The sequence below is a fragment of the Campylobacter sp. genome (genome assembly GCF_017646085.1).
In the GTDB taxonomy this organism is placed as follows: domain Bacteria; phylum Campylobacterota; class Campylobacteria; order Campylobacterales; family Campylobacteraceae; genus Campylobacter.
In genome coordinates this window covers 1-2,716 of sequence record NZ_JAGCNF010000050.1, presented here as the reverse complement: position 1 = coordinate 2,716, position 2,716 = coordinate 1, and the positions used below count along the sequence as shown (strand labels likewise).

The window sequence follows — 2,716 nt, the reverse complement described above, 5'->3', positions numbered from 1 at the left end:
GTATCGCCAAATTCTAGCTTTACTCCCCTACTTCTAGCTATTAGACCTATTTTTAGCTTAGATTGTATATTGGCTAAATTATCTTTAATGCTATTTACATCTTTATGATATAAAAGCGTTACTATAAGACTTTTGGCTGAACTAATAAACTCCACGCCAAATAACCGCTCTACTAGAGCCCTATCTTCTTTTATAGTTTTTAGAAGTTCTGGCATTATATTTGATATCTTAGTATCTACTATTTGGCAACTTTGTATCGGTAATTTCGTATTTTGCTGACTACGCATACAGTAGCTTATATCATTATTTTCATGCCAAATACCAAATTCAGCCCTAGAGCGAAATCCACTCTCATCTGAGTCAAAAAATTCAAATTCTCCATCCCAAAATTTACTAAAAAGCTCTTTTATTTTAGTAGTTTTGAGTTGCTTTTGCTCCTCGTAGCTAATATTTAAAGCACAACTCCCACAAGCTCCTAAATATATACAATCCACGCTTATACCCTACTCTTTTTCAAAGAAAAATCCAGCCCAACTTTGCGTAGTTGGCATAACCTCAAGGCTATTTATATTTACATGTTTTGGTAAATTTATACAATCAAGTACAATCTTAGCTATATCATCAGCTTCAAGGTAGCTTGTCCCATCATATACTGCATCACTTTTTTGCTCATCACCTTTATAGCGAACTAGACTAAACTCAGTTTTAGCAATTCCTGGGGCAATCTCAGTTACTCTGATATTATCTCCTTTAAGATCATTTCTAAGATTAAAGCTAAACTGCTTTACAAAGGCCTTTGTCGCACCATATACATTTCCACCAGGATATGGCCACTGGCCAGCTACGGAACCAAGGTTAAATATATATCCACTTTTTCTTTTAGTCATAATTGGCAAAACCGCCTTTGTAGTATATAAAAGCCCCTTAATGTTGGTATCTATCATAGTTTCAAAATCATCCAAGCTAGCCTCATTAACCCTTTCTAATCCAAGAGCAAGCCCAGCATTATTAATCAAAATTTCAATATCTTTAAATTCGTTTGGTAAGCTCTCTACAGAGTCAAATACCGCTTTTTTATCTCTTATATCGCACGCTATTATATGAGTATTGCCTAGCTCTTTTGCTAGAGTTTCAAGCCTATCTTTACGACGGCCAAGAAGTATTAGCTTATAGCCATCTTTTGATAATATTCTAGCCATCGCTTCGCCAAAGCCAGATGTAGCTCCAGTTATAAAAGCTGTATTTTTCATTTTATATCCTTAAATTTTATCATTTTGCGGGATAAATAGCTGATAGCTATCACCCAAAATATAGTGTAAACGATTAATATCTTTAGAAAAAATCGCCCCAAATTTGCCATCCATAATCTTGCTACTAAAGCTTAAAAATTGTAAAATATTTTCATTATTTTTAAGCTTTATTAGTGGATTTGTTCCATCATTTATGATATTTACCTTCTTATCAAATATTTTTGAAAGACTCTCAAAATGCTCCCTTAGCTCTTTGCTATCATCATCAAATTTATTATCAAAATGGTAAAAATCTATACTAAAATCAAGCTGCTTACAGCAATCCATAATTACACTAGAATTACTCTCAGCATCAGTTTTATCGCCTAAAATCACACCACTTTTAACACTATTTAATCCACTTGTGCCTATTTTTAATACAGGAACTTTTAAAGCCTCATAACCCTTTTTATATAGATTAAATGCTGTGCTATTAGTGACTACTAGACCGATATCAAGCTCATTCATTTTAGATTTTTGGATCGATATTTTAGTACTAAAATAATCAATCTTGATAAAGATACTATCTGATCTAAGCTCTTTAATACTGCTAAAAATTTGGCTAAGTGTCGGATTTACTACCTTTATATATAGCTTTTTGCTATTTAACTTTTTATGTAGTTCTAAAGTATCGCTTAGCAATCTTTCTATATCGTTATTGCTCATTAGCTTCATATCTAAAGCTAAATAGATATTATTTCCAAATGGATTTGGGAATTGGCCAGGCTCTTTTTTAATCGCACGAAATACATTTTCCAATATTCTAGGCTCACCTACTACTAGTAGCATATCATTTGGCATAATGAGCGTACTAGGCGTAGCTATCATATAGCCACCATTGCGATATATCATAGCGATTTTCCAGCGTTTTTTACGGATATTGCCTACATGGCGGTAGGCATAGCTACTACCATGCGGCACTTGTATTTCCATAATCTCCCCTAGCCCCAATCCTATATTATCAGCAATTACTGGCGCATCAGGCAAGAAATCCATAAATCTAGAGCTTAAGATCTTTCTAGCATCTATAATAGATATTAGATTATCAGAGCCTAGATATCTCTCCATACCCCATAGATCCATTACATCGATCTCTAAATTTGGATAAATTTGGCGTAGATTATCGCATACGCATCTTATATCAAATTCATTTTGCATTATTACCATAGCTTGTTCAAATTCGCTATTTAGATGCATTTTGAGCTTACCAAGGCTAGTTGGGTCAAAACTATAAAATATGAAATTTTCAAAATTTACATCCCAGCTAGGTAGCGTCTCTTCATTATATGTTATTACAGTATAATTATGCAGGGCGTTATTTTTGCTATTAAATAACCTCTCAAGAAAGTTTTTAGCCAAAATCCCATCTGCGATAATCAAAATATTTTTCATAAACTCTCCAAAAAACAGCTATTTTATCATAAATG

Annotated in this window: 2 protein-coding genes and 1 pseudogene; all 3 read right to left on the bottom strand. The window is 33.2% G+C overall.

Features of this window, described 5'->3' with window-relative positions; genetic code table 11:
* Nucleotides 1-494 (bottom strand): annotated as a pseudogene (locus J6V67_RS02580) (tRNA (uridine(54)-C5)-methyltransferase TrmA); the annotation flags it as partial.
* Between the two features lie 9 nt (nt 495-503).
* Nucleotides 504-1,250, bottom strand: coding sequence for an SDR family NAD(P)-dependent oxidoreductase (locus J6V67_RS02575; protein WP_291858098.1), 747 nt, complete (start codon nt 1,248-1,250; stop codon nt 504-506).
* 9 nt (nt 1,251-1,259) lie between these two features.
* Complete coding sequence (locus J6V67_RS02570; RefSeq protein WP_291858095.1) at nt 1,260-2,681, bottom strand: COG3400 family protein; 1,422 nt, start codon at nt 2,679-2,681, stop codon at nt 1,260-1,262.
* Nucleotides 2,682-2,716: the final 35 nt, after the last annotated feature.

Excerpts from the sequence above, each read along its gene's own strand:
- J6V67_RS02570 (WP_291858095.1), bottom strand. The coding sequence starts at position 2,681 with ATGAAAAATATTTTGATTATCGCAGATGGGATTTTGGCTAAAAACTTT.
- J6V67_RS02575 (WP_291858098.1), bottom strand. The coding sequence starts at position 1,250 with ATGAAAAATACAGCTTTTATAACTGGAGCTACATCTGGCTTTGGCGAA.